At 71.7% G+C, this 6,312-nt stretch carries 1 protein-coding gene; it reads left to right on the top strand.

What is annotated here, in order from left to right:
- Window positions 1-6,312, top strand: a 6,312-nt coding sequence (locus ON39_RS28725) for a non-ribosomal peptide synthetase (protein WP_040739076.1), incomplete at both ends; no start/stop codon positions are given.

Raw genomic sequence — 6,312 nt, 5'->3', positions numbered from 1 at the left:
GTGGTTCCTGAACCGGTTCGACAACCGCACCGCGGTCAACAACATCCCGGTCGCCATCCGGCTCACCGGCGAGCTCGATGTCGCGGCGCTCAACGCCGCCATCGGGGACGTGCTGGCCCGCCACGAGGCGCTGCGCACCGTCTATCCCGAGGTGGAGGGCACCGGCTACCAGCGTGTCCTGCCCATGTCGGAGGTGTCGTTCGCGGTGGCCGCCGAGCCGGTGACCGCCGAGGAGCTGCCCGCGCGGATCGTCGAGCTGGCGAGCACGCACTTCGACGTCACCCGCGAGATCTCCTTCCGCGCGAGCCTGCTCAGCGTGTCCGAGCGCGACCACGTCGCGGTGCTCGTCATGCACCACATCAGCGCCGACGGCTTCTCGCTGCGGCCGCTGCTGCGCGACGTGGTCGTCGCCTACAGCGAGCGCACCCGCGGCGAGACGCCGTCGTGGGCGCCGCTCGAGGTGCAGTACGCCGACTACGCGCTGTGGCAGCGCGAGGTGCTCGGCGTCGAGCACGATCCGGAGTCGGTCGCGGCCCAGCAGATCGCCTACTGGGTCGAGCAGCTGCGCGACCTGCCCGATCAGATCGAGCTGCCCGCGGACCGCCCGCGCCCGGAGATCGCCTCCAATGCCGGTGGCACGCACGGCTTCTCGGTCGACGCCGAGCTGCACGGCGCGCTGGCCGAGCTGGCTCGCCGGCGCGGCGTCACGCTGTTCATGGTCGTGCACGCGGCCCTGGCCGCGTGGGCGGGCAGGCTGTCCAACAGCAGCGACATCGCCATCGGCACCCCGATCGCGGGGCGCGGCGAGCGGGCGCTCGACGACCTGGTCGGCATGTTCGTCAACACGCTGGTGCTGCGCAGCGAGGTCGACCCCGCGGCGAAGTTCAGCGACCTGCTCGAGCAGGTGCGCCGGACCGATCTCGCGGCCTTCGGCAACGCCGATGTGCCGTTCGAGCGGTTGGTCGACGTCATCAGCCCGGCGCGCTCGCAGGCGCATCATCCCTTGTTCCAGGTGGCTCTGACGTTCGAGGCGGCCTCGGCCGCCGACATGGGCACCGTCGAACTGCCCGGTCTCGATCTCGATGTCGTCGAATTCGACCCGGGCACAGCGAAATTCGATGTGCAGCTGACCGTCGGCGAGACCGCGGACGGCGCGCTGGCGATGTCGTGGAACTACGCGACCGAGCTGTTCGATCCGGAGACGGTGGCGTCGTTCGCGGACCGGCTGGTGCGCGTGTTGCAGGCCGTCGCCGAGGATCCCGAGATCGCGGTCGGCGACATCGATCTGCTCGGTGAGTCCGAGCGGCTTTCGGTGTCGCAACGTTGGGTGTCGTCCGGAACCGACGGCGGGACCGGCATTTTCGCCGATTCCGACGCGACTCTGGTCAAGGTGTTCGACGCGGCCGTGGCCGCGCACCCGAACCGCACGGCGGCCCGCTTCGGCGTCGAGACGCTGACCTACGCCGAACTCGACCGGCGCGCGAATGTGCTGGCGCGCAGGCTGATCGCGGACGGCGCGGGGCCCGAGTCGCTGGTCGCGGTGATCCTGCCGCGCTCGCTCGACCTGGTCGTCGCGCTGGTGGCGGTGGTCAAGACCGGCGCGGGCTATGTGCCGGTGGACCCGACCTACCCGGCCGATCGCATCGCCTACGTGCTGGCGGACTCCCAGCCGACGAGCGTCATCCTGGACTCCACCGTCCAGGTGACCGTGCCGGTGGACCTGCCGAGCGTGGTGCTCGACGGCTTCGCGGTGGAGACCGGCAATATCGAGGACGCCGACGACGCGCCGATCACCGACGCGGACCGCAACGCGGCGCTCTCGCCGGACCACGTCGCGTACGTGATCTACACCTCCGGCTCGACCGGCCGTCCGAAGGGCGTCGCGGTCGCGCACCGGAATGTGGTGCGGTTGTTCGCGAATACCGATCGCGACTTCGGCTTCGGCCCCGACGACGTGTGGACGCTGTTCCACTCCTACGCCTTCGACTTCTCGGTGTGGGAGCTGTGGGGTCCGCTGCTGTTCGGCGGCACCCTCGTCGTGGTCGACTACTACACCTCGCGCTCGCCCGAGCAGTTCCTGGAACTGCTGCGCGCCGAACGGGTCACGGTGCTCAACCAGACCCCGTCCGCGTTCTACCAACTGGCGGAGGCGGATCGCAACGCCGCGCCCGACGCCGCCCCGCTCGCGCTGCGGTACGTGGTGTTCGGCGGCGAGGCGCTCGAACTGCGCAGGCTCTCGGACTGGGTTGCCCGCCATGGCGATTCGGCACCTTTGCTGGTCAACATGTACGGCATCACCGAGACCACGGTGCACGTGTCCTACCGCGCGCTGGACGCCGCGACCATCGCGGCCGCCTCCGGCAGCGTGGTCGGCCGGGCCATCGCCGGCCTGCGGGTGTACGTGCTCGACAACCGGCTGCGGCCGGTCCCGGTCGGCGTCGCCGGCGAAATGTACGTCGCCGGGCCGCAATTGGCGCGCGGCTACCTCGGCCGCCCCGACCTGTCCGCGACCCGGTTCGTGGCCAACCCGCTCGGCGGCTCCGACGCGGCGGGCTCGCGCCTGTACCGCTCCGGCGACCTCGCCCGCTGGAACCGCCACGGCGAGCTCGAGTACCTCGGGCGCGCCGACGATCAGGTGAAGGTCCGCGGTTTCCGGATCGAGCTCGGCGAGATCGAGTCCGCGATCCTGGCCCAGCCCGGCATCGCCCAGGCGGCGGTCATCGTGCGCGAGGACCAGCCGGGTGATCAGCGGATCGTGGCCTACGTCGTCGCGGAGCCGGACGTCATTCCGGTGCTCGACCGCGTCCGCGACGGCGCTGCCGAGCGGCTGCCGTCGTACATGGTGCCCTCGGCGCTGGTGCGGCTCGAGTGGATTCCGTTGACCGTCAACGGAAAGCTCGACCGACGCGCGCTGCCCGCGCCCGCCGTGCAGTCGCGCGCCTTCCGCGCGCCGGTCACCCCGGTGCAGGAGACCGTGGCCGCGGTCTTCGCCGAGGTGCTCGATCTGCCGCGGGTCGGCGTCGACGACGACTTCTTCGACCTGGGCGGTAACTCGCTCATCGCGACCAGGGTGGTCTCGCGCATCGGTGCCGCGCTCGGCACCACGGTCGCGGTCCGCGCGCTGTTCGAGGCGCCTACCGTGGCCGCACTGGCGGCGCGGGTGGAGTCGCACGCCGACGGCGCGGCGCGGGCCAGGCTGGTCGCCCGGCCGCGCAAGGCCGACGAACTGGTGCCGCTGTCGTTCGCGCAGCAGCGCATGTGGTTCCTGAACAAGTACGACACCTCCTCGGCCGCCTACAACCTGCCCATCGCCATCCGCCTGACCGGCGCGCTGGACGTGGCCGCGCTGCGGCTCGCGGTGGCCGATGTGGTGCGCAGGCACGAATCGCTGCGCACCCGCTACCCCGAGCACGGCGGCACCCCGGTCCAGGTGATCGTGCCGGCCGAGAACATAGCGCTCGATCTGCACCCGGTGCCGGTGGACCCGGCCGAGCTGATCGCCGCGGTGACCGACTTCGTGACCACCGGATTCGATGTGGCCGAACAGGTTCCGCTGCGTACCCGGCTCTACAGCGCGGGCCCCGACGAGCACGTGCTGGTAGTCGTGGTGCACCACATCGCGGCGGACGGCTTCTCCATGGGGCCGCTGACCCGCGACGTGATGCTCGCCTACTCGGCGCGCACCCAGGACAGCGCGCCCGGCTGGGCGCCGCTGGCGGTGCAGTACGCCGACTTCGCGGTCTGGCAGCGCGAGGTCCTCGGCACCGAGGATGATCCGGACTCGCTGATGGCGCGTCAGGTGGCGCACTGGCAGCGGGTGCTCGACGGCGTCCCGGACGAGCTCACCCTGCCCACGGACCGGCCGCGCCCGGCGATCGCCTCCTTCCGCGGCGCGACGCTGCATCGCGAGCTGCCCGGCGACCTGATCGCCGCGCTGGAAGACATCGCTCGCCAACGCGGTGCGTCGCTGTTCATGGTGCTGCACGGCGCGCTGACGGTGCTGCTCTCGCGGCTGTCCGGCACGGACGACATCGCGGTCGGCACGCCGATCGCGGGCCGCGGCGAGCAGGCCCTCGACGATCTCGTCGGCATGTTCGTCAACACCCTGGTGCTGCGCACGGGGATCGACGCCGCCGAGTCGTTCACCGAGCTGGTCGATCGGGTGCGCCGCACCGACCTCGACGCGTACGGCAACGCCGACGTGCCGTTCGAGCGGCTGGTCGAGCTGCTGGCGCCGGAACGCTCGCAGGCGCGCAACCCGCTGTTCCAGGTGATGCTGGCCTTCCAGAACCTGGACCGCACCAGCCTCGAGCTGCCGGGCCTCTCGGTCTCCGCGCTCGATCTCGAGGAGAACATCGCGCGCTTCGACCTCCAGTTCACCCTCGCGGAGCAGGGCGAATCCGGCTCGGCCGGAATGGCTTTGGCGCTCACCTACGCCACCGAGCTGTTCGACGAGTCGACCGCCGCGCAGATCGCCGAGCGCTGGCAGCGGGTGCTCGAGGCCATCGCCGCCGACCCGGCCATCGCGGTCGGCCGAATCGACGTCCTCGACGCGGCGGAGCGGGCCGAGCTGACCTCGCGCACCGGCCCGCAGGCCACCCCGGCCCGGACGCTGCCGGACCTGATCGCCGAGGCGGCCGCCGTCGACCCGGCCGCACCCGCTGTCGTGTTCCAGGGGCGCACCGCCCGCCCGTCGCCCGACCACCGCCCCTCATCGAGTCGCTACGCGACGCTGTCGTATGGGGACCTCGACGAACGCTCGAACCGCCTGGCGCGCTTGCTGATCGAGCGCGGCCTCGGCACCGAGGACCTGGTCGCGGTCGCCGTGCCGCGATCGGACGAGTCCTACTTCGCCGAGTGGGCGGTCACCAAGTCCGGCGCGGCCTTCGTGCCGATCGACCCGACCTACCCGGCCGACCGGATCGCGCACATGGTCACCGACTCGGGCTCCCCGGTCGGCCTGACCGTGGCGTCGGTGCGGGGCGACCTGCCGGACTCGGTCGAGTGGCTCGTCCTGGACGAGCTGGACCTGACCGGCGTCGACGCGTCCGCGATCACCGACGCCGAGCGCGTGCGTCCGGTGCGTCCGGAGCACCCGGCCTACGTCATCTACACCTCCGGTTCCACCGGCGTCCCCAAGGGCGTGGTGGTCACCCACGCCGGTCTCGCCAACTTCCGGGACGAGCAGAACGCCCGTTACGACGTCGACTCGTCCACGCGCGCACTGCATTTCGCGTCGCCGAGCTTCGACGCGTCCATCCTCGAGTTCCTGCTCGCGATCGGCCGCGGCGGCGCCCTGGTGGTCTGCCCGCCCGGCGTGTACGGCGGCGACGAGCTGGCCGAGCTGATCCGCGCCGAGCGGGTCACGCACGCGTTCATCACCCCGTCCGTGCTCGCCTCGCTCGACCCGGCCGCCCTGGCCGGCATGCGGGTGATCGTGGCGGGTGGCGAGGCGGTCCCGGCCGACCTGGTCAGCAAGTGGGGCGGCGCGCCGGACGGCTCGGGGCGGCGCTTCCACAACGGTTACGGCCCGACCGAGACCACGATCATGACCAACATCAGCGACGCGCTGACGCCGGGCGATCTGGTCACCATCGGCGGCCCGACCCGCGGCATGCAGTCGCTGATCCTGGACGCCCAGCTCAGGCCCGTTCCGGTGGGTGTCGCGGGTGAGCTCTATCTGTCGGGCGTCCAGCTGGCCCGCGGCTACCACGCGCGCGCCGGGCTGACCGCGGATCGCTTCGTGGCGAATCCGTACGTCCCGGGCGCTCGGATGTACCGCACCGGCGACGTGGTGCGCTGGACCAAGGCGGGCGAGGTCGAGTACGTCGGCCGATCCGACTTCCAGGTCAAGGTGCGCGGTTTCCGCATCGAGCTCGGCGAGATCGACGCGGCGCTGGCCGCGCACGAGACCGTCGACTTCGCGGTCACCGTCGGGCACAAGGGTTCCGCCGGCGCCACCTCGCTGGTCGCCTATGTCGTTGCGGCGCAGGGCAGGTCGATCGATGTAGCGGCGCTGACCGCGCACCTCGAGGACCGGCTGCCCGCGTACATGGTGCCGTCGTCGATCATGGTGATCGACCGCGTTCCGCTCACCCCGGTCGGCAAGCTGGACCGAAAGGCGTTGCCCGAGCCGGTGTTCGCGACCGAGGTCGTGTTCCGGGCGCCGCGCACGCCGGTCGAGCAGACCATCGCCGAGGTGTTCGCCGAGGTGCTCGGCGTGGAGCGGGTCGGCGTCGACGACTCCTTCTTCGCGCTCGGCGGCGACAGCATCGTCTCGATCCAGCTGGTGTCGCGGGCCAAGGCGCGCGG

It is taken from the genome of Nocardia tenerifensis NBRC 101015, assembly GCF_000308715.1.
Lineage (GTDB): Bacteria > Actinomycetota > Actinomycetes > Mycobacteriales > Mycobacteriaceae > Nocardia > Nocardia tenerifensis.
This window is presented reverse-complemented; position numbering and strand designations above follow the sequence as displayed.